The 25,277-nt window shown below is 67.2% G+C and carries 13 protein-coding genes; 6 read left to right on the top strand and 7 right to left on the bottom strand.

The features are described from left to right. Positions 1 to 6: 6 nt before the first annotated feature. Complete coding sequence (ccoN, locus tag CCOS191_RS18485) at positions 7 to 1,431, bottom strand: cytochrome-c oxidase, cbb3-type subunit I (protein ID WP_046856461.1); 1,425 nt, start codon at positions 1,429 to 1,431, stop codon at positions 7 to 9. 49 nt (positions 1,432 to 1,480) lie between these two features. Between ccoN and CCOS191_RS18480 the strand changes: the two genes are divergently transcribed. Continuing rightward, positions 1,481 to 2,170, top strand: coding sequence for an alpha/beta family hydrolase (locus tag CCOS191_RS18480; RefSeq protein ID WP_046857861.1), 690 nt, complete (start codon positions 1,481 to 1,483; stop codon positions 2,168 to 2,170). Between the two features lie 122 nt (positions 2,171 to 2,292). On the opposite strand, the gene ppnP is transcribed toward CCOS191_RS18480, so the two are convergent. Together ppnP and CCOS191_RS18470 are read right to left on the bottom strand one after the other, a co-directional pair. Beyond that, positions 2,293 to 2,577, bottom strand: a complete 285-nt coding sequence (gene ppnP / locus CCOS191_RS18475) for a pyrimidine/purine nucleoside phosphorylase (protein WP_038705716.1) — start codon at positions 2,575 to 2,577, stop codon at positions 2,293 to 2,295. A 72-nt stretch (positions 2,578 to 2,649) separates the two neighbouring features. Beyond that, positions 2,650 to 3,201, bottom strand: a complete 552-nt coding sequence (locus CCOS191_RS18470) for an exonuclease domain-containing protein (RefSeq protein WP_046856460.1) — start codon at positions 3,199 to 3,201, stop codon at positions 2,650 to 2,652. 184 nt (positions 3,202 to 3,385) lie between these two features. Here CCOS191_RS18470 and CCOS191_RS18465 point away from each other — a divergent pair, with 184 nt between their 5' ends. Beyond that, the gene (locus tag CCOS191_RS18465; RefSeq protein ID WP_046856459.1) at positions 3,386 to 4,186 is read left to right on the top strand and encodes a substrate-binding periplasmic protein; all 801 of its coding nucleotides are present in this window, start codon (positions 3,386 to 3,388) and stop codon (positions 4,184 to 4,186) included. A gap of 138 nt (positions 4,187 to 4,324) precedes the next feature. Here CCOS191_RS18465 and CCOS191_RS18460 read toward each other — a convergent pair whose 3' ends face one another. Continuing rightward, a complete protein-coding gene (locus CCOS191_RS18460) occupies positions 4,325 to 4,852 on the bottom strand; it encodes an RNA polymerase factor sigma-70 (RefSeq protein ID WP_046856458.1) in 528 nt (175 codons plus the stop codon). A gap of 319 nt (positions 4,853 to 5,171) precedes the next feature. Between CCOS191_RS18460 and CCOS191_RS18455 the strand changes: the two genes are divergently transcribed. Continuing rightward, positions 5,172 to 18,119, top strand: a complete 12,948-nt coding sequence (locus tag CCOS191_RS18455) for a non-ribosomal peptide synthetase (RefSeq protein WP_046856457.1) — start codon at positions 5,172 to 5,174, stop codon at positions 18,117 to 18,119. A 72-nt stretch (positions 18,120 to 18,191) separates the two neighbouring features. Here the strand turns inward: CCOS191_RS18455 and dsbG are convergent, their stop codons facing one another. From dsbG to dsbD, 3 genes are read right to left on the bottom strand one after another with little or no spacing between them, the layout of a single operon-like run. Then, positions 18,192 to 18,950 carry a thiol:disulfide interchange protein DsbG gene (gene dsbG, locus CCOS191_RS18450; RefSeq protein WP_046856456.1) on the bottom strand — a complete coding sequence of 253 codons (759 nt, stop codon included), beginning with the start codon at positions 18,948 to 18,950 and terminating at the stop codon, positions 18,192 to 18,194. Between the two features lies 1 nt (position 18,951). Beyond that, positions 18,952 to 19,782, bottom strand: a complete 831-nt coding sequence (locus tag CCOS191_RS18445; protein ID WP_046856455.1) for a TlpA family protein disulfide reductase — start codon at positions 19,780 to 19,782, stop codon at positions 18,952 to 18,954. Next, the gene (gene dsbD, locus CCOS191_RS18440) at positions 19,782 to 21,500 is read right to left on the bottom strand and encodes a protein-disulfide reductase DsbD (protein ID WP_046856454.1); all 1,719 of its coding nucleotides are present in this window, start codon (positions 21,498 to 21,500) and stop codon (positions 19,782 to 19,784) included. Before dsbD ends, CCOS191_RS18445 begins: the two co-directional genes overlap by 1 nt. Before the next feature lie 198 nt (positions 21,501 to 21,698). Between dsbD and CCOS191_RS18435 the strand changes: the two genes are divergently transcribed. From CCOS191_RS18435 to CCOS191_RS18425, 3 genes are all read left to right on the top strand, one after another. After that, positions 21,699 to 22,382, top strand: coding sequence for a response regulator (locus CCOS191_RS18435; RefSeq protein WP_046856453.1), 684 nt, complete (start codon positions 21,699 to 21,701; stop codon positions 22,380 to 22,382). Further along, a complete protein-coding gene (locus tag CCOS191_RS18430) occupies positions 22,379 to 23,701 on the top strand; it encodes an ATP-binding protein (RefSeq protein ID WP_038705722.1) in 1,323 nt (440 codons plus the stop codon). The genes CCOS191_RS18435 and CCOS191_RS18430 overlap by 4 nt, the downstream gene beginning before the upstream one ends. Before the next feature lie 132 nt (positions 23,702 to 23,833). Beyond that, positions 23,834 to 25,234, top strand: coding sequence for an aspartate aminotransferase family protein (locus CCOS191_RS18425; protein ID WP_046856452.1), 1,401 nt, complete (start codon positions 23,834 to 23,836; stop codon positions 25,232 to 25,234). The last annotated feature ends 43 nt before the right edge of the window (positions 25,235 to 25,277 follow it).

Below are 25,277 nucleotides of genomic sequence, written 5' to 3'. Positions count from 1 at the left end.
TACTCCTCAAGCCAGCTGGGCATTGGCGGTGGCTTGCTCGACAGCCGGGGCACGCACGGTGCGCCAGGTGTTCCAGGCCATCAGGAACATGCCGCTGAGGAAGATCACGCCGCCGACGAAGCGCACGACGAAGCCTGGGTGGCTGGCCACCAGGGTTTCGACGAACGAGTAGGTCAGCGTGCCGTCGCTGTTGACCGCGCGCCACATCAGGCCCTGGGCGATGCCGTTGACCCACATCGAGGCGATGTAGAGCACGGTGCCGATGGTGGCCAGCCAGAAGTGCGCGTTGATCAGCCCGAGGCTGTACATGCGCTCCTTGCCGAACACTTTCGGAATGGTGTGGTACAGCGCGCCGATGGAGATCATCGCCACCCAGCCGAGCGCGCCGGCGTGGACGTGGCCGATGGTCCAGTCGGTGTAGTGGGACAGGGCGTTGACCGTCTTGATGGCCATCATCGGGCCTTCGAAGGTGGACATGCCGTAGAACGCCAGCGAGACGACCAGGAAGCGCAGGATCGGGTCGCTGCGCAGCTTATGCCAGGCGCCCGAGAGGGTCATCATGCCGTTGATCATGCCGCCCCAGCTCGGTGCCAGGAGAATCAGCGACATGATCATGCCCAGCGACTGCGCCCAGTCCGGCAGGGCGGTGTAGTGCAGGTGGTGCGGGCCTGCCCAGATGTACAGGGTGATCAGCGCCCAGAAGTGCACGATCGACAGGCGATACGAATACACCGGACGTTCGGCCTGCTTGGGCACGTAGTAGTACATCATCCCCAGGAAGCCGGCGGTCAGGAAGAAGCCCACGGCGTTGTGGCCGTACCACCACTGCACCATGGCATCGGTGGCGCCGGCGTACAGCGAGTAGGACTTGGTCAGGCTGACCGGCACTTCCAGGTTGTTGACGATATGCAGGATCGCCACGGTCAGGATGAAGGCGCCGAAGAACCAGTTGCCGACATAGATGTGCTTGGTGTTGCGCTTCATCAGCGTACCGAAGAACACCACGGCATAGGCGACCCAGACGATGGTGATCAGGATGTCGATCGGCCACTCCAGTTCGGCGTATTCCTTGGTGCTGGTGTAGCCCAGCGGCAGGCTGATCGCCGCCAGCAGGATCACCAGTTGCCAGCCCCAGAAGGTGAACGCGGCCAGGCGCGGCGCGAACAGGGTGGTCTGGCAGGTGCGTTGCACCGAATAATACGAGGTGGCGAACAGGGCACAGCCGCCGAAGGCGAAGATCACCGCGTTGGTGTGCAAGGGTCGCAGGCGGCCGAAGCTGGTCCACGGCAGGTCAAGGTTGAAGGCGGGCCAGGCGAGCTGGGCGGCAATGAAGACGCCGAGCCCCATCCCGACGATGCCCCACACCACCGTCATGATGGCGAATTGGCGGACCACCTGGTAGTTGTAGGCGGTACTGCTGGTTGTGTTCATGTATGGGTTCCCATCCACGGTTATAGGCAGGCTAGACAGCGAGGCAAGCATGATTAATGGGCAAAGTGCCGGTATTGACGGGGATCAATGGGCGAAGATCGGAAATGTCCCAGGCTTGCGCTGCGATCCTCCGCAAATTCCGGCGGATCGCGGCGTTTGCGGCTGCCTGATCCTGGCCCACGGCGCCGGTGCGCCTATGGACAGCGGGTTCATGGAGGACATGGCGCAAAGGCTGGCGGGGCAAGGGGTAGGGGTGGTGCGCTTCGAGTTTCCCTACATGGCCGAACGGCGGTTGAATGGCGGCAAGCGGCCGCCCAATCCGCAGAAGGTGTTGCTGGACTCCTGGCGGACTGTATACGAACAGGTGCGGCGTTTAGTCGCAGGGTCGTTGGCCATAGGTGGCAAGTCCATGGGAGGGCGCATGGCCAGCCTGTTGGCTGATGAACTGGGCGCCGATGCGCTGGTGTGCCTGGGGTATCCGTTCTATGCCGTTGGCAAGCCGGAGAAACCTCGCGTGGAGCATCTTGCAGGCCTGCGCACACGCACGCTGATCGTGCAGGGCGAGCGGGATGCCCTGGGCAATCGCGAGGCGGTCGAGGGGTATGCGTTATCGCCGGCGATCGAGGTGAGCTGGCTGGCGGCGGCGGACCATGACCTGAAGCCGCTGAAGGCGTCGGGGTTCAGCCACGAGCAGCATATGCAGGCGGCGGCGGAGCGGGTGGCCAGGTTTCTCTCATGAAGAGAAACCCCTGTAGGAGCGGCTTTAGCCGCGATCACCCGCGAAGCGGGTGCCAGGCATCGCGTTGCCTGCATCGCGGCTAAAGCCGCTCCTACCCGGAAATGGCGTAGGGGCCGGCTTGCTTAGTCGCGGTACTCGCACAGGTAGGCAGTGTCCACGGCCACCTTCAGTTGGAACTTGCTGTCGGCGGCCACGTTGAACTTGTCGCCAGCGTTGAAGGTTTCCCAGTTGTCGCTACCTGGCAGCTTCACGCTCAGGGCGCCGGAAACCACATGCATGATCTCGCGCTTGGCGGTGCCGAACTCGTACTCGCCCGGGGCCATCACGCCCACGGTGGCCGGACCTTCCTTGCCTTCGAAGGCGATCGACTTGACGGTGCCATCGAAGTACTCATTGACCTTGAACATCGGGCGACTCCTGAAAAAGCAATGAAAAAAGGCTGGCCAGTATGCCCAAGGCCCGCCCCAGCGTCATCTGTTTCAGGCCGTGCCCGGCGGCAGGCTCAAGGGCAGCAGGCGGGCGGTGTTGCGGGCATCTTCCAGGGCTCGGTGCTGCTGCCCGGAAAACTGCAGGCCGGCCAGTTGCAGGGCACTGTTCAGCCCCGCCGGGCGCTGCAGGTGGCGGGCCTTGGCGAAACGTTGCTTGAGGTTGATATGCGGCAGTTGCTCCAGCAGGCTGCGCACATGGTGCAGTTGCCACTCCTGCAGCAGTTGCTTGCGGTCGTAGTCGCCCCAGCTGACCCACGCCTGCAACTGCGCCTGGTGCGGCTGCAGCCATTGTTCGAACTGGCGCCAGACGAGGTCGAATTTCTCCGCGCCATCGACGTCGGCCTGGGTGATGTGGGTCAGTTCGCAGCAGAAAGGCGTCAATTGCGGCCGCCGCCTGGGGCGCACGAAACGCTGGAAGTGATCGACCTCGCGCCCTTCGCGGGTGACCAGGCTTGCGCCGATTTCAATGATTTCCATCTCCGTGACCGGCCAGCCGCCGTCGTCGGTGGTGGCTTCCAGGTCGATCACCAACCAGTGGCCCATGCCAGGCTCCCCTTCAATGCACAAAGGCCGGCGCGCTGATCTGAGCGGGCCGGCCGGTAGAGCGTAGCCAAAGTCGAGAGCCACGGCATCCCCTGGCACTTTGGCATATTCGGCGGTTGTGCCCATGTGGGAAAACGCCTAGTTTAGGCGCATTCAGGCCCCTACCCGTGATGAGTGTCTCGACTTGATCCCACTGCCCAGCGTCAAGATTTCCTCTTCCCTGCTGTTGTTCGTTGCGGTAGCGCTGGGTGGTGCGGCGCGGGCCGACGAGGTGCTGGAAGTGAAGATCGGGGCGGCGCACTTTCCTCCGTATACCGTGCGCCCCGAGCAGGGCGCCGACACCGGTTTGCTGCCGCAATTGGTCGAGGCGTTGAACCGTTTGCAGTCGCGGCACCGTTTCGTCCTGGTACCCACCTCGATTCCTCGGCGCTTTGGCGACTTCCAGCAAGGCCGCACCGACATGGCGATCTTCGAGAACCCGCAGTGGGGCTGGCAGGAGATTGCCCACAAGACCGTGGACATGGGGCTGGAAGATGCCGAGGTGTTCGTCAGCCGTCAGCAGGCCGGGCGTGACCAGCACTACTTCGACGACCTCGAAGGTAAGCGCCTGGCGCTGTTCAATGGCTACCACTACGCTTTCGCCGATTTCAATCCGGACCCGGCCTGGTTGAAGAAACGCTTCAGGGCGACGCTGACCTATTCCCACGACAGCAACCTGAACATGGTCGAGCGTGGGCGTGCCGACATCGCCTTGGTCACCCGTTCGTACCTCAGCGATTTCCTCAAGCGCAACCCGGACAGTGCCGGCCAGTTGCTGGCCTCGCAACGGGTCGACCAGGTCTACCATCACTACGCGCTACTGCGCCCAGGGGCGTCCATCAGCCCCGAGGCGTTCGCCAGCCTGTTGCGCCAGCTGCGGGAAAACGGCGAACTGCTGCGGATCTTCCAGCCTTACCAGATCACCGTCGAAGCGCCGCACGACTAAATTTCAGCACAGCCGTCGCGTTCTCTCAGGTGAAGGTTGTACCTGTGTAGGAGCGGCTTCAGCCGCGATCGCCCGCGAAGCGGGTGCCAGAACCGCGTTGCCTGCTTCGCGGCTGAAGTCGCTCCTACAGGGGGCGCCTCAGCCCAGGCGGCTGCTCTTGCGGCAATGGATCAGCGCATCGCGGATCATGAAGTTGACCAGCGTCGGCGAGACCCCGAGCTCCTTGGCAATGTCCTTCTGCGGCACGCCATGCAGGCGGTACATCTCGAAGGCGTAGCGGGTGCGTTTGGGCAGTTCGTCGAGGGCGTCGGCGATGTGTTCCAGGGTGGCGAGGTTGATGTGGGTGGCCTCGGGCGAGGCGTTCTGGATGACCACGTTCATCCCTTCCTCCTCGCTGCCGGAGTACCTGAGTTCCATGGCCTGCTTGCGGTAGTGATCGATGGCCAGGTTACGCACGATCTGGAACAGGTAGCTGAGCTGGGCCTTGAACGATGAGGTGATCTGCGGGGCGGCGCTGAGCCTGAAGAAGGCGTCCTGCACCACATCCTCGGCGCGCGAGCGGCAGCCGGTGATGCGGGCTGCGATCTTGACCAGGATGCTGCGGTTGTCGACGAATGCCTGGAGTAATGGTGAATCGCACTTACTTGTGGATAGTTGTTCCGCCATGGAAATCACCTTGTCTCAGAGAGGAGAGGGAGCGCACCTCTAAAGGAGGCTTCCTACGACGTGCGACAAACTATTCGTAATGATAATGATTGTCAAATACGAAAGTTAATGAGTTTCTATCCATTTTGGTTCTAAGCTTCAGCCTGTGAAACGCTTCAACATTTGCCTCTGCGTCAGGCCTTTGCGGCCTTCCCGGCGGCCCTAATTTCTTCCCCCGCCCATCCGTTCCCCTGTGTACATCTCGGCTGCCGAACACTGCCCGCCTGTCGTGCGCGGGCCAGTCAGGCGCGACTCACCCAGACACTGGCAGGAACATTCCATGACGGACGCCTTCGAACTCCCGCACTCGCTGGTCCAGGCCCTGGCGCAACGCGCCGCCCAGACCCCGGAGCGCATCGCCTTGCGCTTCCTCGCTGATGCGCCCGGCGAGCAGGCGGTGCTCAGTTACCGAGACCTCGACCAGCGCGCCCGGACCATTGCCGCGGCGTTGCAGGCCAGGGCCGGGTTTGGCGAGCGTGCCATCCTGTTGTTTCCCAGTGGGCCGGACTATGTCGCGGCATTCTTCGGTTGCCTGTACGCCGGGGTGATCGCCGTGCCGGCCTACCCGCCGGAGTCTTCGCGCCAGCACCATCAGGAACGCCTGCTGTCGATCATCGACGACGCCGAGCCGCGCCTGCTGCTGACGGTAGAGGCGCTGTGTGACAGTTTGCAGGGCCTCGAAGCCCTGGCTGGCGCCAACGCCCCGGGCCTGCTGGCGGTGGATCGTCTGGATCCGCAGCTGGCCGCGCAGTGGCGCGAGCCGGTGCTGGAAGGCAGCGACATCGCCTTCCTGCAATACACCTCCGGCTCCACCGCGCTGCCCAAGGGCGTGCAGGTCAGCCACGGCAACCTGGTGGCCAACGAACAGCTGATCCGCCACGGTTTCGGCATCGACCTGAACCCGGACGACGTGATCGTCAGCTGGCTGCCGCTGTACCACGACATGGGCCTGATCGGTGGCCTGCTGCAGCCGATCTTCAGTGGTGTGCCTTGCGTGCTGATGTCGCCGGGCTATTTCCTCGCCCGACCGTTGCGTTGGCTGCAGGCGATCAGTGAGTACGGCGGCACCATCAGTGGCGGCCCGGACTTCGCCTACCGGCTGTGCAGCGAGCGGGTCAGCGAGGCCGCGCTCGCCGGCCTGGACCTGAGCCGCTGGCGCGTGGCCTATTCGGGGTCCGAGCCGATCCGCCAGGACAGTCTCGATACCTTCGCTGAAAAGTTTGCCGCCTGCGGCTTCACCGCCAGCAGCTTCTTCGCCAGCTATGGCCTGGCCGAGGCCACCCTGTTCGTCAGCGGCAGCCGCCGTGGCCAGGGTATCGGCGCGCTGGAACTGGATGCCGAGGCCTTTGCCGCCAACCGCGCCGAGCCCGGCCAGGGCAGCGTGCTGATGAGCTGCGGCTACCCGCAGCCGGGCCACGCGGTGTGCATCGTCGACCCGCAGCGCCTGGAGGTGCTGGAAGACAACCGGGTCGGCGAGATCTGGGCCGGCGGCCCGAGCATCGCCCTGGGCTACTGGCGCAACCCCGAGGCCAGCGCGCGGACCTTTGTCGAGCGTGACGGCCAGACCTGGCTGCGCACCGGCGATCTCGGCTTCATGCGCGATGGCGAAGTGTTCGTCACCGGGCGCTTGAAGGACATGCTTATCGTCCGTGGCCAGAATATCTACCCGCAGGACCTGGAAAAGACCCTGGAGCGTGAGGTCGATGTGCTGCGCAAGGGCCGGGTGGCGGTGTTCGCCGTCGACGACCAGGGCGAGGAGGGCATCGGCGTGGCGGTGGAGATCAGCCGCAATGTGCAGAAGGCGCACACGCCCGAGGCGCTGATCAATACCCTGCGCCGGGTCATTGCCGATGCCTGTCGCCAGGCGCCGGCCGTGGTGTTGCTGCTCAACCCGGGCGCCTTGCCCAAGACCTCCAGCGGCAAGCTGCAGCGCTCGGCCTGCCGCCTGCGCATGAACGACGGCAGCCTGGATATCTATGCGCGGTTCCCGACGGCGCAAACGGCGCAGGGCAATGGCGTGGCCGGTGACGACCTGCAGGCACGGATCGCGGGTATCTGGCGTGAGCTGCTCAAGGTCGAGGCGGTGGCGGCGGACGACCACTTCCTGCTGCTGGGTGGCAACTCCATCGCCGCCACCCAGGTGACCGCGCGCCTGCGCGACGAACTGGGCATCCAGCTCAGCCTGCGCACCCTGTTCGAAGCACCGACCCTGGCCGAATACAGCGCCGCCGTGGCGGCCGTCCTTGCCGAAGGTGGCAGTGCCGCCGGCACCATCGAAACCCAGGCTCGCGACCAGGCCCTGCCGCAGTCACTGGCACAGAACCGTCTGTGGCTGTTGTGGCAGCTGGAGCCGCAGTCCGCCGCCTACAACATCCCCGCCGGCCTGTACCTGCGCGGCGAGCTGGATGTCGCGGCGCTGCAGGCCAGCTTCCAGGCCCTGGTGGCACGTCATGAATCCCTGCGCACGTTGTTCGACGAAGTCGACGGCCAGGCCGTGCAACGCATCCTGCCGAGCCAGGCGTTCACCCTGCGTCATCTGGACCTCGAAGGGCAGTCTCCCGCCGAGGTGGCCGCGCGCCGCGAGGATGAGGCGCAGCAACCGTTCGATCTGCGCCAGGGCCCGCTCCTGCGGGTGACCCTGGCCCGCCTGGACGACGAAGAGCACCAGCTGTGGGTGACCCTGCACCACATCGTCGCCGACGGCTGGTCGCTGAACATCTTGCTGGATGAGTTCGCCCGTCTGTATGCCGCCCAGGGCCAGGCCGTGCAACTGCCCGAACTGACGCTGGGCTACGCCGACTACGGCCAGTGGCAGCGTCAGTGGCTGGCCGATGGCGAAAGCGCCCGCCAGCTCGACTACTGGAAGAACAAGCTGGGTGACGAACGGCCGGTGCTCGACCTGTGCACCGACCAGCCCCGCGCCAGCCAGCAGCACAGCCGCGCCGCGCGCCACAGCCTCAAGGTACCTGCGGCACTGACCAGCGCCCTCAAGGACTTGGCCCGCGAGCAGCAGGCCAGCCTGTTCATGGTCCTGCTGGCCGGCTGGCAGGCCGTGCTGCACCGCTACAGCGGCCAGGGCGACATCCGCGTCGGCGTGCCCAACGCCAACCGCCCGCGCCTGGAAACCCAGGGCATGGTCGGCTTCTTCATCAACACCCAGGTGCTGCGCGCCGAGCTCGACGGCCGCCTGCCGTTCGCCGGGCTGCTGGCCCAGGCGCGCCAGGCCACCCTGGAGGCCCAGGCCCATCAGGACCTGCCCTTCGAGCAACTGCTCGAGGCGCTGCCGCAGGCCCGGGAACAAGGCCTGTTCCAGGTCATGTTCAACCACCAGCAACGCGACCTGTCGGCCTTGCGTCGCCTGCCCGGCCTGCTCGCCGAAGAGCTGCCGTGGCACAGCCGCGAGGCCAAGTTCGACCTGCAGTTGCACAGCGAGGAAGACCACCAGGGCCGCCTGACGCTGGCCTTCGACTACGCCGCCGGGTTGTTCGAGGCGGCCACCGTCAAGCGCCTGGCCAGCCATCTGCTGGCCTTGCTCGAACAGGTCTGCGCCGAACCGCAGCTGGCCATTGGTGAGGTGCGCCTGCTCGACGAGCACAGCCAGACGCAACTGCTCGAGTGGGGCCAGGCGCCCATGGCGAGCGCGCCGCGCCTGCTGGTCGAGCAACTCAACGAACAGGCGCGCCTGAGCCCCGAGCGCACCGCGCTGGTGTGGGAGGGCGGTCAGCTTGGCTATGCCGAACTGCACCAGCAGGCCAACCGCCTGGCGCACTACCTGCGCGACAAGGGCGTCGGCCCGGACACTTGCGTGGCGATTGCCCTGGAGCGTTCGCCGCAGCTGCTGGTCGGCCTGCTGGCCATTCTCAAGGCCGGTGGCGCCTACGTGCCGCTGGACACCGACTACCCTGCCGAGCGCCTGGCCTACATGCTCGGTGATTGCCAGGCTGGCCTGCTGCTCAGCCACAGCAGCCTGCTCGACAAACTGCCGCAGGTCGAAGGCGTGAGCGCCATCGCCCTCGACCAGTTGCACCTGGACAGCTGGCCAAGCCAGGCCCCCGGCCTGCACCTGCACGGCGACAACCTCGCCTATGTGATCTACACCTCTGGCTCCACCGGCCAGCCCAAGGGCGTGGGCAACACCCATGCCGCGCTGGCCGAGCGCCTGCAGTGGATGCAGGCCAGCTATGCGCTGGATGACAGCGACGTGCTGATGCAGAAGGCGCCGATCAGCTTCGACGTGTCGGTGTGGGAGTGCTTCTGGCCGCTGGTCACCGGTTGCAAGCTGGTCCTGGCCGGCCCCGGCGAACATCGCGATCCGCAACGCATCGCCCAGCTGATCCAGCAACACGCGGTGACCACGCTGCACTTCGTGCCGCCGTTGCTGCAGGTGTTCGTCCAGGAGCCGTTGGCCGCCGGCTGCACCAGCCTGCGCCGGTTGTTCTCCGGTGGCGAGGCTTTGTCCGTCGCCTTGCGTGACCGCGTGCTGCAATTGCTGCCACAGGTGCAACTGCACAACCGCTACGGCCCGACCGAAACCGCGATCAACGTCACCCACTGGCACTGCCAGGCGAATGACGGCGAGCGCTCGCCCATCGGCCGCCCGCTGGGCAACGTGCTGTGCCGGGTGCTGGACGATGAGTTCGAGTTGACCGCGCCGGGCGTGCCCGGCGAGCTGTGCCTGGGGGGCGCGGGCCTGGCCCGTGGCTACCTCGGTCGCCCGGGGCTGACTGCCGAGCGCTTCGTGCCGCAGCCCGATGGCGACGGCGCACGGCTGTACCGCAGCGGCGACCGCGCCCGCTGGCACATGCCGAGCCAGGCCCTGGAGTACCTCGGGCGCCTCGACCAGCAGGTCAAGGTGCGCGGCTTCCGCGTCGAGCCGGAGGAGGTGCAGGCGGTGCTGCTGGCCGAGCCGGGTGTCGCCCAGGCACTGGTGCTGATCCACAAGGATGCTGTCGGTGCCCAGCTGGTGGGCTATTACAGCGGTGTCGAGCAGACCGAGGCGCTGCTGGCCGCTCTGGCCGAGCGCCTGCCGGCCTACATGGTGCCGGCACAACTCATCCATCTTGCGCAGATGCCCCTGGGGCCGAGCGGCAAGGTCGATCGCAAGGCGCTGCCGGCACCGGTCTGGCAGCAACGTGAACATGTCGAGCCGCAAAGCGCGTTGCAACAACAGGTCGCGGCGATCTGGCGCGAGGTGCTGGGCCGGCCGCAGGTCGGCTTGCAGGATGACTTCTTCGCCCTCGGTGGCCACTCGTTGCTGGCCACCCAGATCGTCTCGCGCACCCGCCAGGCGCTGGATGTCGAGTTGCCGCTCAAGGCCTTGTTCGAGGCCAGCGAGTTGGGCGCGTTCTGCGCCGAGATTGCCCGTCTGCAGGGTTGCGGCGCACGCAACCTGCAAGGTGCCATCGCCCGTGTCGACCGCCGCCAGGCGGTGCCGCTGTCGTACTCGCAGCAGCGCATGTGGTTCCTCTGGCAGATGGATCCGCACAGCCCCGCCTACAACGTCGGCGGCATGGCGCGCTTCCAGGGCCTGCTGCATGTGGACGCCTTCGAGCGCGCCCTGCAGGCACTGATCGTGCGTCACGAAACCCTGCGCACCACCTTCCCCAGCATCGACGGCAAGCCGTACCAGTGCGTGGCCGATGACAGCCACGTGCAACTGCACTGGCATGACTTCAGCACCCTGGCCGACGAGGCCCGCCAGCAACGCCTGCAGCAACTGGCCGATGACCAGGCGCACCAGCCGTTCGACCTGGAGCGCGGGCCGCTGTTGCGCGCCTGTCTGGTCAAGGCCGGCGAGCGCGAGCACTACTTCGTCCTGACCCTGCACCATATCGTCACCGAAGGCTGGGCCATGGACATCTTTGCCCGCGAACTGGGCGAGCTGTACGAGGCCTTCGTTGACGAGCGCGAGTCGCCGCTGGCGCCGCTGCCGGTGCAGTACCTCGATTACAGCGTGTGGCAGCGCCAGTGGCTGGAAAGCGGCGAGGGCGATCGCCAGCTGGCCTATTGGAAGGACCGCCTGGGCGACGAGCATCCGGTGCTGGCGCTGCCCGCCGATCGCCCACGCCCGGCGGTGCAGAGCCACCGCGGCGAGCTGTACCGCTTCGACCTGGATCCGGCGCTGGTCAAGCGCGTGCACGCCTTCAACAGCCAGCGCGGCCTGACCCTGTTCATGACCATGACCGCCACCCTGGCCGCGTTGCTGCACCGCTACAGCGGCCAGCGCGACCTGCGCATCGGCGCGCCGGTGGCCAACCGCATTCGCCCGGAAAGCGAGGGGCTGATCGGCGCCTTCCTCAACACCCAGGTGCTGCGTTGCGAACTGGACGGGCAGATGAGCGCCGGCGCGTTGCTCGACCAAGTGCGCCAGACCATCATCGATGGCCAGTCGCACCAGGACCTGCCGTTCGAGCAACTGGTCGAAGCCCTGCAGCCGCCGCGCTCGAGCGCCTACAACCCGCTGTTCCAGGTGATGTGCAACGTGCAGCGCTGGGCCTTCCAGCAAAGCCGTGAGCTGGTGGGCATGCAGGTGGATTACCTGGTCAACGATGCCAGCGCCACCAAGTTCGACCTGTACCTGGAGGTCACCGACCTCGACGGCCGCCTGGGCTGCTGCTTCACCTACAGCCGCGACCTGTTCGATGAGCCGCGCATCGCGCGCATGGCCGAGCACTGGCAGCAGTTGCTGGTGGCGCTGATCGACGATCCGCAGCAGCGCCTGTGCGAACTGCCGATGCTGGCTGACGCCGAGCAGCAGGTGCTGATCGGCCAGTTGCAGGGCGAGCAGGATTTCGCGCTGGACCAGACGCTGCACGGGCTGTTCGCCGCCCAGGCTGAACGCACTCCGCAGGCCCCGGCCCTGACCTTCGCCGGCCAGCACCTGAGCTACGCCGAGCTCGACCAGCAGGCCAACCGCCTGGCCCGCGCCCTGCGCGAGCGCGGCGTCGGCCCGCAGGTGCGGGTGGGCCTCGCGCTGGAGCGATCGCTGGAGATGGTGGTCGGCCTGCTGGCCATCCTCAAGGCCGGCGGCGCCTACGTGCCGCTGGACCCGGAATACCCGCTCGACCGCCTGCGCTACATGATCGAGGACAGCCGCCTGGGCCTTCTGATCGGCCAGCGGGCGTTGCTCGACACCCTGGGCGAACTGCCGCCGGGCGTTGCCCGCTGGAGCCTGGAGGACGATGCCGCGAACCTGTCCGCCTACAGCGACGCTGCCCTGGACAACCTCAACCTGCCGCAGCACCAGGCCTACCTGATCTACACCTCCGGCTCCACCGGCAAGCCCAAGGGCGTGGTGGTCAGCCACGGTGAAATCGCCATGCACTGCAAGGCGGTGATCGCCGAGTTCGGCATGCGCAGCGACGACTGCGAGCTGCATTTCTATTCGATCAACTTCGACGCCGCCAGCGAGCGCCTGCTGGTGCCGCTGCTGTGCGGTGCCCGCGTGGTGCTGCGTGCCCAAGGGCAGTGGGGCGCCGAGGAAATCTGCCAGCTGGTGCGCGAGCAGCAAGTCAGCGTGCTCGGTTTCACCCCGAGCTACGGCAGCCAGTTGGCCCAGTACCTGGCCGGGCAGGGCGAGCAATTGCCGGTGCGCCTGGTGATCACCGGTGGCGAGGCCTTGACCGGCGAGCACCTGCAACGCATCCGCCAGGCCTTTGCGCCGCAACAGTTCTTCAACGCCTACGGCCCGACCGAAACGGTGGTGATGCCACTGGCCTGCCTGGCGCCGGAGCAGATACCGGTCGACGCCGGCAGCGTGCCGATCGGCCGGGTCATCGGTGCCCGCACCGCCTATATCCTTGACGAGGACCTGGCGCTGCTGCCGCAAGGTGGCATCGGTGAGCTTTACGTCGGCGGTGCCGGCCTGGCCCAGGGGTATCACGACCGTCCGGGCCTGAGCGCCGAACGTTTCGTCGCCGACCCGTTCAGCCATGCCGGCGGTCGCCTGTACCGTACCGGCGACCTGGTGCGCCTGCGCGCCGATGGCCTGGTGGAGTATGTCGGGCGGGCCGACCAGCAGGTGAAGATCCGTGGCTTCCGTATCGAGCTGGGCGAGATCGAGAGTCGCCTGCAGGAGCACGCCGACGTCGAGGAGGCGGTGGTCCTGGCCCTCGACCTGCCGGGTGGCAAGCAACTGGTGGGTTACCTGGTGTGCCCACAGGCCAGCGCCGACGGCGAGGCCCAGGCCCTGCTGCGCGAGGCGGTCAAGGCCGATGCCCGCCAGCACCTGCCCGACTACATGGTGCCGGCGCACCTGGTGCTGCTCGACAGCCTGCCACTGATGGGCAACGGCAAGCTTGACCGCCGCGCGTTGCCGGCCCCGGATTTGGAGCACGCGCGTCAGCACTACCAGGCTCCGGCCAACGAGCTGGAAAGCCAGCTGGCGCAGATCTGGCGCGAGGTGCTCAACCTGCCGCGCATCGGCGTGCAGGACAACTTCTTCGAACTGGGCGGCGACTCGATCCTGTCGATCCAGGTGGTCAGCCGTGCCCGTCAGCTGGGGCTGCAGTTCACCCCGCGTGACCTGTTCCAGCACCAGACCATCCAGACCCTGGCGGCAGTGGTGACCCGCAGCGAGGCGCCGAGCGCGATCGAGCAGGGCGCACGTCAGGGCAGCGCCGGCCTGACGCCGATCCAGCACTGGTTCTTCGACAGCGAAGTGCCGCAGCCGCAGCACTGGAACCAGGCGGTGCTGCTGCAGGCGCGCCAGCCGTTGCAGGCCGAGGCGCTGGAGCGGGCTTTGGCCGCGCTGGTGCAACACCACGACAGCCTGCGCCTGCGCTTTGGCCAGGCCAACGGCCGCTGGCAGGCCGAGTACGCCCAGCCGAGCACCCAGCCGTTGCTGTGGACCGCGACGGTGAGCGATTTCGACGACTGCCAGGCGCTGTATATCGATGTGCAGCGCAGCTTGGACCTGGCCGAGGGGCCGCTGCTGCGCGCCTTGCTGGTCAGCGATGACCAGGGCGTCCAGCGCCTGCTGCTGGCGATCCACCACCTGGTGGTCGATGGCGTGTCCTGGCGCGTCCTGCTGGAAGATCTGCAGGCGCTGTACCGCGGTGAAACCCTGGCCGCCAAGACCCATGCCATGGGCGACTGGGCGGCGCGCCTGGCCAGCTATGCCGGCAGCGATTCGCTGCGCGACGAGCTGAGCTGGTGGGAAGCGCAACTGGGCAACGCCCGTCGCGAACTGCCCTGCGATCATCCCCAGGGCGGCAACCTGCACCGCCATGCCCGCAGCCTTGCCATCGACCTGAACGTGGAACAGACCCGCCAACTGCTGCAACAGGCGCCGGCGGCCTACCACACCCAGGTCAACGATCTGCTGCTGACTGCCCTGGCGCGCACACTGTGCCACTGGAGCGGCGACGAGCAGGTGCTGGTGCAGCTGGAAGGCCATGGCCGCGATGGTCTGTTCGAGGACATGGACCTGACCCGCAGCGTCGGCTGGTTCACCAACGCCTACCCTCTGAGCCTGAGCCCCGTAATGGCCGAGGGCGAAGTTGGCCGCGCCGCGTCGATCAAGCGCATCAAGGAACAACTGCGCCAGGTGCCGCACAAAGGCCAGGGCTACGGTGTGCTGCGCTACCTGGCCGACGAGGCCGGGCGTGAGCGCATGGCCGCCTTGCCCCAGGCCCGGATCACCTTCAACTACCTCGGCCAGTTCGACCAGCAGTTCGACCAGGCGGCACTGTTCCAGCCGCTGGATGCACCGGCGGGCCTGGCCCATGACCTGGATGCGCCGCTGCCGAACTGGCTGAGCGTCGATGGCCAGGTCTATGGCGGCGCGCTGCAACTGCGCTGGAGCTTCAGTGCCGAGCGCTATGACGAGGCGACCATCGCCCGCTTGGCCGAGGCCTATCGCCAGGAGCTGCTGGCGTTGGTCGCCCACTGCCTGGCGGACGGCAACGGCAGCTTCACCCCCTCGGACTTCCCCCTGGCGCAACTGACCCAAGAGCAGATCGACACGCTGCCGATCCCGGCCGCCGAGATCGAGGACGTCTACCCGCTGACGCCGATGCAGGAAGGCCTGTTGCTGCACACCCTGCTCGAGCCGGGCACCGGCATCTACTACATGCAGGACCGCTACCGCATCAACAGCGCCCTCGACCCCGAGCGCTTCGCCCAGGCCTGGCAGGCAGTGGTGGCGCGCCACGAGGCATTGCGCGCCTCGTTCAGCTGGAACGCCGGCGAAGCGATGCTGCAGATCATCCACAAACCCGGCAAGACCGCGGTGGACTACCAGGACTGGCGCGGCCTTGACGAGCACGCCCAGGAAGCGCGCCTGCAAACGCTGCACAAGGAGGAGCGCGAGGCCGGCTTCGAGCTGCTGCGCGAAGCACCGTTCCACCTGCGCCTGGTGCGCGTGGACGATGCGCGTTACTGGTTCATGATGAGCAACCACCACATCCTCATCGATGCCTGGTGCCGCTCGCTGCTGATGAACGACTTCTTCGAGATCTACCAGGCCCTGGGCGAAGGGCGCCAGGCCCAGTTGGCGGTGCCGCCGCGCTACCGCGACTACATCGGCTGGCTGCAGCGCCAGGACCTCGACGAGGCGCGCCAGTGGTGGCAGGCCAACCTGGCCGGCTTCGAGCGCGCCACGGCGATCCCCAGCGACCGTCCGCTGCGCCATGACCACGCCGGTGACGGCATGGTCGTGGGTGACTGCTACACCCGCCTGCAAGTGAGCGAGGGCGCCCGCCTGCGTGAACTGGCCCAGGCCCACCAACTGACGGTCAACACCTTCGCCCAGGCGGCCTGGGCCCTGACCCTGGCGCGCTACAGCGGCGATCGCGACGTGGTGTTCGGCGTCACCGTGGCCGGGCGTCCGGTGAGCATGCCGCAGATGCAGCGCACGGTCGGCCTGTTCATCAACAGCATCGCCCTGCGCGTGCAGTTGCCGCAGCCGGGCGAGCGCAGCAGCGTGCGCCAGTGGCTGCAGGGCTTGCTCGATCGCAACATGCAGTTGCGTGAATACGAGTACCTGCCGCTGGTGGCGATCCAGGAATGCAGCGAACTGCCCAAGGGCCAGCCGCTGTTCGACAGCCTGTTCGTATTCGAGAACGCCCCGGTGGAAACGGCGGTGCTCGACCACGCCCAGCACCTGGACGCCAGCTCCGACTCGGGCCGGACCCACACCAACTTCCCGCTGACCGCGGTGTGCTACCCGGGCGATGACCTGGGGCTACACCTGTCGTTCGACCAGCGCTACTTCGACTTCCCGACCGTCGAGCGCCTGCTCGCCGAATTCAAGCGCTTGCTGCTGGCGCTGGTCGAGGGCTTCGAAGGCGAGGTCGGCGAGCTGCCGCTGCTGGGGGCCGACGAACAACGTTTCCTGCTCGTGGACTGCAACCGCACCGAGCATGCCTATGCGCTGGAGCAGAGCTACGTCGAGCTGTTCGAGGCGCGGGTGGCCGCGCATCCGCAGCGCACCGTCGCCCGTTGCGAGGCGGCCGCTTACGACTATGCGGGCCTGAACGTGGCGGCCAACCGGCTGGGTCATGCCTTGGTTGCGGCCGGCGTGGCCATCGACCAACCGGTGGCGCTGCTGGCCGAGCGTGGCCTGGCGCTGCTGGGCATGATCGTCGGCAGCTTCAAGGCCGGCGCTGGCTACCTGCCGCTGGATCCGGGCCTGCCGGCGGCGCGCCTGCAACGCATCGTCGAGCTGAGCCGCACGCCGGTGCTGGTGTGCAGCGCGGCCTGCGCCGAGCAGGCGCGCCAGCTGCTCGATGAAGTAGCGGGCGCGGCGCGGCCGAAGCTGCTGGTCTGGGAAGACGTGCAGGCAAGCAACGTGGCCAGCCACAACCTTGGCATCCACAGCGCGCCGGACAACCTTGCCTACGTGATCTACACCTCCGGCTCCACCGGCTTGCCCAAGGGCGTGATGGTCGAGCAGCGCGGCATGCTCAACAACCAGCTGAGCAAGGTGCCGTACCTGGCCCTGGACGAGCAGGACGTGATCGCCCAGACCGCCTCACAGAGCTTCGACATCTCGGTGTGGCAGTTCCTCGCCGCGCCGCTGTTCGGGGCCCGTGTGGAGATCGTGCCAAACGCCATCGCCCATGATCCGCAAGGCCTGCTGAGCCATGTGCAGGCCACCGGCATCACCGTGCTGGAGAGTGTGCCGTCGCTGATCCAGGGCATGCTGGCCAACGATCACCAGGCCCTCGATGGGCTGCGCTGGATGCTGCCGACCGGCGAGGCCATGCCGCCCGAGCTGGCCGCCCAGTGGCTGCAGCGCTACCCGGCCATCGGCCTGGTCAACGCCTACGGCCCGGCGGAGTGCTCGGACGACGTGGCGTTCTTCCGCGTCGATGCCGCCTCGACCCAGGGCAGCTACTTGCCGATCGGCACGCCGACCGACAACAACCGCCTGTACCTCCTCGGCGAAGACCAGACCCTGGTGCCGCTGGGCGCGGTGGGCGAGCTGTGCGTCGCCGGTACCGGTGTGGGCCGTGGCTATGTCGGAGATCCGCTGCGCACCGCCCAGGCCTTCATTCCGCATCCGTACGGTGCGCCCGGTGAGCGCCTGTACCGCACCGGCGACCTGGCGCGGCGCCGTCCGGATGGCGTGCTGGAGTACGTTGGGCGCATCGACCATCAGGTGAAGATCCGCGGCTACCGCATCGAACTGGGCGAGATCGAGGCGCGCCTGCACGAACAGCCGGAGCTGCGCGATGCCGCGGTGGGCGTGCAGGAGGGCGTCAACGGCAAGCATCTGGTCGGCTACCTGGTGGCGCACCAGGGCGTCAGTGCCGACGCCGCGCTGCTCGACCAGCTCAAGCAGCGCCTGCGCGCCGAGTTGCCGGAGTACATGGTGCCGCTGCACTGGGGCTGGTTCGACAGCCTGCCGCACAACGCCAACGGCAAGCTTGACCGCAAGGCGCTGCCGGCCATCGATATCGGTGGCCAGCACAGCCAGGACTACCTGGCACCGCGCAACGAGCTTGAAGAGACCCTCGCCGGGATCTGGGCCGATGTGCTCAAGGCCGAGCGGGTGGGTGTGCGCGACAACTTCTTCGAGCTGGGCGGGCATTCGCTGCTGGCAACGCAGATCGCCTCGCGGGTGCAGAAGGCCCTGCAGTTGAACGTGCCGTTGCGGGCGATGTTCGAGTGCAGCACTGTGGAAGAGCTGGCGGACTATGTGCGCGGGCTGCAGGACAGCGCGCTGGATGACGCCAAGGTCGATCGGCTGAGCGACCTGATGGCGGAGCTGGAGGCGTTGTAACGGTCATCGCGGGGCAAGGCTCACCGCCGCTCCCACGTGGGAGCGGCGGTGAGCCTTGCCCCGCGATGGTTTTCAGCGTTTGCCGAGTATCTTCCCGAGCATCTCCGGCCGCGGCGCGCCCTGCTGGCTTTGCAGCTGCCCCTGCTCGTCCTGATAGAAGATCGCCGGGGTTGCCGCCAGGCCCAGTTCTTCCATCAGCGCCAGGTTCGCCTCGAGCTTCTTCTGTACCGCCTCCGGCACCTTGTCCAGTGCCTTGAGCGTGCTGGCCTTGCCGGCCTTCTCGTGTTCCTGCAGGGCCTTGGCCGGGTCCTTGGCTGCGAGCAGCGCGGCGGACTTGCCCGGGCTGTCCTCGCGGATGATGCCGACCATGATGTGGCGCAGCTGCACCTTGCCCGATTCGACCCAAGGCCGGGCCTGTTGCCAGAACATGTTGCAGTAGGGGCAGTTGGGGTCGCTGAACAGGTAGACGGTACGCGGCGCGTCGACCTTGCCGTCCTGGATCCAGGCGGTCTTTTCCATCTTCGCCCACACGGCCTTGCTCATCGGTGCGTACACCAGTTTTTCCAGCGGCTCGGCGCTGAGGTCCTTGCCTTGTTCGTCGAACAGGCTGCCGACCAGGACGTGCTTGCCGTCGGGGGTGAGGTACAGGGCAATACCGTTGTTGTGGTACTCGGCGGCATAGCCGCGCAGCCCGTTGGGGGCGTCGAAGCTGCCCTTGATCACGGCGCCCTTGGCCTGCAGTTGCTGGATCGCCTTGGGCAGCTCCTCGGCTTGCAGCGTGGGGGCGGCGAGCAGGGCGAGGGTCAGGGGCAGCAGCGCATTCAATCGCATGTCAGTTTCCTTGTGGGGCGGGCGCATTGGCGCGTTCGAAGGGTTCCAGGGCGTGGCGCAGGCTGGCGCGCGACAGTTCACCCAGATGGCTGCCGACCAGCCGCCCTTCGGCGTTATAGAACAGGGTAGTGGGCAGGGCCATGGAGCCGACCTTGCGGGCCAGCTCGCCGGTGCCGTCGAACAGCACGTTGGAGAGGGTCAGGCCGGTGGTGGCCATGAAGGTGCTGACGTTCTCGGGGGTCTCCCCCTGGTTGACGAACAGGAAGGTCACGTGGGGATAGTCGTCCTCAGCCTGTTGCAGCACCGGCATCTCGCGACGGCAGGGTGGGCACCAGGTAGCCCAGATGTTGATCACCAGCGGCCGGCCGCGGTAGTCGTGCAGGGCCACCGCCTGGCCGCGGCTGTCGCGCAGGCTCATGTCGGGCAGCTCGGTGCCTTTGCTGTAGAGGTGGCTGGCCAGGCTGGCCAACCCCCAGAACAGGGCGCCGCTGAACAGCGCCCAGCCCAGCGGGCGGCGCAGGCCCGGGCGGCGCCAGCCTTGCCACAGGGTGCCGAGGACGATGCCCAGCAGCCCGCCCCAGAGCAGGAAGCCGCCGTCGCGGATGTCGATGATTTGCAGCAGGTCGTCACGGTACATCGGCCAGTAGGCGAGGACGAAACCCAGGCGGGCGAACAGCAAGCCCAGCAGGAACAGGTTGAACAGCGCCGACTCGGGGTTTTCGCCGCCGCGCCTGGCGACCCGCCAGCCGACCAGGCTGGCGATACCCAGTGCGGCAAGCAGCAGCAGGTGGTTGAGGGCCATGGTCAGCGGCCCGAGGGTGATGGTGAGCATCAGCCTTGGCTCCTGGTCTGGGCCCAGTGCTGGAGGAATCCGGCGGCGTCGATTTCACCGGTGATGCGGCGGGCGCGGCGTTCCTCGCCCTCCGGGCCGACCCAGATCAGGCTGGGCGGGCCCGGGACCTGGTAGCGTTGCAGCAGCTCGCGGCTGGCCGGGGAGTCGGCGGTCACATCCAGGCGCAGCAGGTGCACATCGTCAAGGCTGGCCTGGACATCGGCACGGGCGAACACCTGCTTCTCCATGACTTTGCATGACACGCACCAGTCGGCGTAATAGTCCACCAGTACCCATTGGCCACGGGCTTTGGCGGCATCGAGTTCACGTTGCAGCTCGGCCGGTGCGCTGACGGTGACAAAGGCGTCGTGGCCGCTGGCGGGGGCCGCGGCCGTGCTCTTGCCGGCAAAAGGCTGCAACGGCTGCCACACATCGTTGCCACCGGCTGCGGCGCCCACCAGCAGCAGGCCACCCCACAGCGCGCCCAGCAGGGGGATCGCACGCAAGGCGGGCAGGCGCTGCAGGGCAGGCCAGGCGGCCCACCCCAGGGCGATCAACCAGGCGCCGGCGAGGGCCAGTACCAGCGTTTCCGGCAGCAGGCCGCGCACGGTGTACAGGGCCATGGCCAGGAACACGAAGCCGAACAAGCCCTTGACCAGGTTCATCCAGGCGCCCGGGCGTGGCAGGTAGCGATTGCCCAGGGTGACCAGCAGCAACAGCGGGACACCCATGCCCAGGCCGAGGGCGAACAGCACCAGTGCCCCTTGCAGCACGTCGCCGCTCTGGGCGATGAACAGCAGCGCGCCGGCCAGTGGTGCGGTCATGCAGGGGCCCAGCAGCAAGCCCGACAGGGCGCCCAGCAGCGCCGCGCCATACAGGTTGCCGCCACGGGTGCCTTGCCCGGCGCGGTCCAGGCTGTCACGCAGGGCGGCTGGCAGTTGCAGTTCGAAGGCACCGAACATCGGCAGGGCGAGCAGCACGAACAGCCCTGCCAGGCTACCCAGCAGCCAGGGTTGTTGCAGCCAGGCCTGCAGGCTGGCGCCCAGCAGCGCGGCGATCACGCCGAGTGCGGCGTACACCAGGGCCATGCTCAACACATAGACGCCGGCCAGCCACCAGCCACGGCGAGCGCTGGCGCCATTGCCCAGGACCAGCCCGGCGAGGATCGGCAGCATCGGCAGCGAGCAGGGGGTGAAGGCCAGCAACAGGCCCAGGCCGAAGAAGGCCAGCAGGCTCCAGGCCAGGCTGTCGTGCTGCAGGGTGCCGGCCAGGGCTTGGTCGCTGGCCTGGTCGGCAGCCGGCGTTGCCGCAGCCGCCCCGCCAAGGGCGATCGGCGTGGTCTGCGGCGGATAACATAGCCCTGCGTCCGCGCAGCCTTGCCAGCCCAGGCGCAGTTCACCGCTGGCGCTGGCCGGCAGCAGCAGCTCGAGTTCGGTGCGGTAGACCGCGCTGTCACCGAAGAACTCGTCGTGGTGGTTCTCGGCCTGGGGCAGGGGTGGGTGCTGCTCGGGGGGCAGGCCGTCGAACTTCAGGCGTTTCTGGTAAAGGTAGTAGCCGTCCTTGATCTGGAAATGCAGGCGCATCTGGCCGTTTTCCAGACGGTCGTGGGTCAGCACGAAGGCTTCGCTCACCGGCAGGAAGTCCGGTTTGACCGCGAACGGGTTGGCCTGTAGAGGGCCGGCGAGCAGGAATGTCAGGAAAAGCAGGAGAACACGCATGTCGACGCCTTGGCAGAACTTTGAAGGAGGCCATGCTGGCCTTGGGTTATTAACTGAAGGTTAAGCTGGTCCTAAGACTGGCAGCGAGCGTTGCAGCGCCCGATGCTATCAGCCCGACGAACGTCGCCAAACCGGTTCATAATCCCCCCTTAATGATGAACCTGTGCAATGCCATCTTCCCTACCCAGGAGCCCCCCCATGCACGTTCTGCTCTGCGAGGACGACGATCTGATCGCCAGCGGCATCTGCGCCGGCCTCTCGGCCCAAGGCCTGACCGTGGACCGGGTGGCCAGCGCCTCGCAGGCCCGGCAGATGCTGCAGACCGCCAAGTTCGACGTGATGATCCTCGACCTGGGCCTGCCCGACGAAGACGGCCTGAAGTTGCTGCGCCGCCTGCGCCAGCAGGGCGAGATCCTGCCGGTGCTGGTGCTCACCGCCCGTGACGCGGTCACCGACCGGGTCGATGGCCTGCAGGCCGGCGCCGACGATTACCTGCTCAAACCCTTCGACCTGCGCGAACTGGCCGCCCGCTTGCACACCCTGCTGCGCCGGGTGGCCGGGCGGGCGGTGAACGTGATCGAGCATGGTCCGCTGCGCTACGACCCCAGCAGTTGCGAGGCGAGCCTGGCTGGCCGGCCACTGGACCTGTCGCGGCGCGAGCAGGCGCTGCTCCAGGCGTTGCTGCAGAACCCGGGGCGCGTGCTCTCCAGCGAGCAGCTCAAGGACTGCGTCTATGGCTTCGGCGACGAAGTCGAGAGCAATGCGCTGAACGTGCATATCCACCACCTGCGGCGCAAGCTGGGCAACAGCATCGTCGAGACCGTGCGCGGCCTGGGTTACCGCCTGGGCCCGGCCCAGGCGCCGGAGGAGGCCGCATCATGAGCCTGCGGGTACGCCTGTCGCTGATCCTCGGCAGCGTGTTCATCGTCATCTGGGTGCTGGCGGCAGCGTGGATGCTGCGTGACCTGCGCCAGCAGATGATGTTCTCCCTCGACCAGCGGCTGGTGGCCTCGGCACGCATGGTCGCGGGGCTGATCGACCAATTGCCGCAGCCGCTGACCGCCAAGGGCCAGGACGCGCATTTCTCCGCCGACCAGTTCAGCGTGCCGGATGGCATGGCCTGCCAGGTCAGCTCGTTGCGCGGCGAGATCCTCGCCAGCAACCACAAGCACGATGGCGCCATGGACGACGAGCGCAGCGGGTTCCGTGACCAGACCATCGATGGCGCCTCATGGCGTACCTTCACCTACAACCATGGCGACGTGCGCATCACCACCGCCGACCGTCACCAGGAGCGCGAGGCGCTGAACCAGTCGATCCTGCTGGCGGCCTCGGCTCCGGTGCTGATGGCCCTGCTGGGTAGCCTGGGGTTGTTGTGGATCGGCCTGGGCAAAGGCCTGGAACCGCTCAATCGGATGCGCGACGCCTTGCGCAGGCGCCGCGCCGACAGTGTCGAACCCTTGCAGGTGGCCGGGTTGCCCAGCGAGCTGCAACCGTTGCTCGATACCCAGAACCAGCTGTTCCTGCGCATCGCCCAGACCCTCGAGCGCGAACGCCGCCTGACCGACGACGCCGCCCACGAATTGCGCAGCCCGTTGACCGCGATCAAGACCCACCTGCAGGTGGCGCGCATGACCGACGGCGCGGTGCGCGAACAGGCCCTGGAACACGCCGAGCAGGGTACCGACCGCATGCACCGCACGCTGGAGCAGTTGCTGATGCTGGCGCGGGTCGAGGGCAGCCTGTCGTTCGATGACGGCGTGCAGTGCAGTGCCGCCCAGGTTGCCCGGCAGGCCATCGAGGATGCCGGTGGCGGCGACAACCGGCGCATTCACCTGCATCTACCCGAGGAGGCGGCCAAGGTCTACTTGAGCATGCCGGCTCCGCTAGCGGTGGCGGCACTGCGCAACCTGCTGGACAACGCCTTGCGCCATGGCGGCGATGCCGCCGTGGAGCTGGATGTGCAGGCGCAGGACGGCCAGGTGGATTTCCTCGTCCGCGACCATGGTCCAGGTATCGCGCAGGGCGATCTCGAACACCTCACCGAGCGCTTCTGGCGCAACGGCCAGAGCGGCGGCTGCGGCCTGGGGCTGGCGATCGTCCAGGCCATCGTCCAGCGCTGTGCCGGCAGCCTGCGTTTCGACAGCCAGGCCGATGGCTTGCGGGTGCGCCTGCAGGTGCCGGCGCGCTCAGGGGGTTGATCCGCAACAAATCCGACGGCAACCGCTAAATCCGCACCTCGCTGAAGCGTTTTTCAAGCGATAAGAACCCGACACACATCCGGTTACAGGGCGCGTGGCGGGCACATTCGCTTGCTTGCGAGGGATTTTCCGATGTCGACCGCTTCCAGCCTTGCCCAGGTGCTGCCGGCCACCACGCCGCGCCCGCTGTATGAATTCGAGGACTCACCCCTGCTGCTGCGCCAGCAACAGCAGGAGTCCAACGCCCGTAGCTACCCGCGGCGCATCCCTCTGGCGCTCAAGCGCGCCCGTGGCCTGTACGTCGAGGACGTCGAGGGCCGCCAGTTCATCGACTGCCTGGCCGGTGCCGGCACGCTGGCCCTGGGCCACAACCATCCGGTGGTGATCGACGCCATCCAGCGCGTGCTGGCCGACGAGCTGCCACTGCATACCCTGGACCTGACCACGCCGGTCAAGGACCAGTTCGTCCAGGACCTGTTCGGTCTGTTGCCCGAGGGCCTGCGCGGCGAAGCCAAGATCCAGTTCTGCGGCCCGACCGGCACCGATGCGGTGGAGGCCGCGCTCAAGCTGGTGCGTACCGTGACCGGGCGCAGCACCGTGCTGGCGTTCCAGGGCGCCTACCATGGCATGACCCAGGGCGCCCTGAGCCTGATGGGCAGCCTGGGGCCGAAAAAGCCACTTGGCGCGCTGCTGAACAATGGCGTGCAGTTCCTGCCTTACCCCTATGACTACCGCTGCCCGTTCGGCCTGGGTGGCGAGGCGGGCGTGCGCGCCAACCTGCACTACCTGGAAAACCTGCTGAACGACCCCGAAGCCGGGGTGGCGCTGCCGGCGGCGGTGATCGTCGAGGTGGTGCAGGGCGAGGGTGGTGTGATCCCTGCCGATATCGAGTGGTTGCGCGGGCTGCGCCGGATCACCGAGCAGGCCGGGGTGGCGCTGATCGTCGACGAGATCCAGAGCGGCTTCGCCCGCACCGGCAAGATGTTCGCCTTCGAGCACGCCGGCATCGTGCCTGACGTGGTCACCCTGTCCAAGGCCATCGGCGGCAGCCTGCCGCTGGCGGTGATGGTCTACCGCGACTGGCTCGACCAGTGGTCGCCGGGCGCCCATGCCGGCACCTTCCGTGGCAATCAGATGGCCATGGCGGCGGGCTCTGCGGTGATGAAGTACCTGGTCGAGCACCGCCTGTGCGAGCACGCCGAGGCCATGGGCCAGCGCCTGCGCGGGCACCTGCAGCGGTTGCAGCAGGACTATCCGCAGCTTGGCGATATTCGTGGCCGTGGCTTGATGCTGGGCGTGGAGCTGGTGGACCCGGCGGGCAAGCGCGACGCGCAGGGGCATCCGCCGGCATGCCGCAGCCTGGCGCCGAAGGTACAGCGCGAGTGCCTGCGCCGCGGCCTGATTCTCGAGCTGGGTGGCCGCCATGGTGCTGTGGTGCGCTTCCTGCCGCCGTTGATCATCAGTGCCGAGCAGATCGATGAAGTGGCCGCCAGATTTGCCGAAGCCGTCGCGGCGGCGGTCAAGGCCGGTTGATGTTCCGGGGCTGCGTTCAGCCCCTTTGTCTATTGCTGGTCAG

The sequence above is a fragment of the Pseudomonas sp. CCOS 191 genome, from assembly GCF_001007005.1.
GTDB lineage: Bacteria > Pseudomonadota > Gammaproteobacteria > Pseudomonadales > Pseudomonadaceae > Aquipseudomonas > Aquipseudomonas soli.
This window is presented reverse-complemented; position numbering and strand designations above follow the sequence as displayed.

Coding starts and splice junctions, on each gene's coding strand:
- ccoN (WP_046856461.1), bottom strand. CDS start 1,431: ATGAACACAACCAGCAGTACCGCCTACAACTACCAGGTGGTCCGCCAA.
- CCOS191_RS18480 (WP_046857861.1), top strand. CDS start 1,481: ATGATTAATGGGCAAAGTGCCGGTATTGACGGGGATCAATGGGCGAAG.
- ppnP (WP_038705716.1), bottom strand. CDS start 2,577: ATGTTCAAGGTCAATGAGTACTTCGATGGCACCGTCAAGTCGATCGCC.
- CCOS191_RS18470 (WP_046856460.1), bottom strand. CDS start 3,201: ATGGGCCACTGGTTGGTGATCGACCTGGAAGCCACCACCGACGACGGC.
- CCOS191_RS18460 (WP_046856458.1), bottom strand. CDS start 4,852: ATGGCGGAACAACTATCCACAAGTAAGTGCGATTCACCATTACTCCAG.
- CCOS191_RS18455 (WP_046856457.1), top strand. CDS start 5,172: ATGACGGACGCCTTCGAACTCCCGCACTCGCTGGTCCAGGCCCTGGCG.
- dsbG (WP_046856456.1), bottom strand. CDS start 18,950: ATGCGATTGAATGCGCTGCTGCCCCTGACCCTCGCCCTGCTCGCCGCC.
- CCOS191_RS18445 (WP_046856455.1), bottom strand. CDS start 19,782: ATGCTCACCATCACCCTCGGGCCGCTGACCATGGCCCTCAACCACCTG.
- dsbD (WP_046856454.1), bottom strand. CDS start 21,500: ATGCGTGTTCTCCTGCTTTTCCTGACATTCCTGCTCGCCGGCCCTCTA.
- CCOS191_RS18435 (WP_046856453.1), top strand. CDS start 21,699: ATGCACGTTCTGCTCTGCGAGGACGACGATCTGATCGCCAGCGGCATC.
- CCOS191_RS18430 (WP_038705722.1), top strand. CDS start 22,379: ATGAGCCTGCGGGTACGCCTGTCGCTGATCCTCGGCAGCGTGTTCATC.
- CCOS191_RS18425 (WP_046856452.1), top strand. CDS start 23,834: ATGTCGACCGCTTCCAGCCTTGCCCAGGTGCTGCCGGCCACCACGCCG.